This is a genomic window from Mesorhizobium sp. M7A.F.Ca.US.014.04.1.1 (assembly GCF_003998745.1).
In the GTDB taxonomy this organism is placed as follows: Bacteria; Pseudomonadota; Alphaproteobacteria; order Rhizobiales; family Rhizobiaceae; genus Mesorhizobium; species Mesorhizobium ciceri.
Genome location: NZ_RZRW01001373.1, coordinates 1 through 566, shown reverse-complemented (window position 1 = coordinate 566; position 566 = coordinate 1). Strand labels below are relative to the sequence as shown.

Sequence of the window (566 nt, the reverse complement as noted above, 5' to 3'; positions counted from 1 at the left end):
CGTCAGCCAGAAGCTGACGGAATTGAGTGTCGGAAAGGCTACATCGCGTATGCCAAGCTGCAGCGGTACGGCGAAATTCATCAGGCCGATCATGAAAGGCATCGCCGCGAAGAAGATCATAATCGTGCCGTGCGCGGAGAAGATCTGGTCGTAATGCTCCGGCGGCAGGTAGCCCGGCCCGTGGATCGCCAGCACCTGTTGCGTGCGCATCATGATGGCATCGATGAAGCCACGCAGAAGCATGAGCATCGCCAGCACAATGTACATCACGCCGATGCGCTTGTGGTCGACCGAGCTTATCCACTCGTTCCACAGATAGGGCCAGTAGCCCTTCACCGTTATCCATCCAAGCACGGCGACCGCTGCCAGAAAGACGCCGAGAGCCGCGACGAGCGGGATGGGTTGATCGAAGGGAATGGCCGACGAGTCGAGCTTGCCCAGCATCGTCATTCCGCCCCTTCTGCCTGTGGATGATGCCCCGTCGGCGGCGCCGCCGCGGGCAATGCCTTTGGGCTCACCTGTGGCTCGCCGCCGGCGGCACTTTCGGCCGGCCCCGGACCCCGGGG

The 566-nt window shown here is 62.5% G+C and carries 1 protein-coding gene; it reads right to left on the bottom strand.

Going from position 1 to position 566, the window contains the following annotated elements; all coding sequences use genetic code 11:
- Positions 1 to 444, bottom strand: a 444-nt coding sequence (locus tag EOA22_RS36615) for a cbb3-type cytochrome c oxidase subunit I (protein ID WP_206521580.1), incomplete at its 3' end; no start/stop codon positions are given.
- Positions 445 to 566 lie beyond the last annotated feature (122 nt).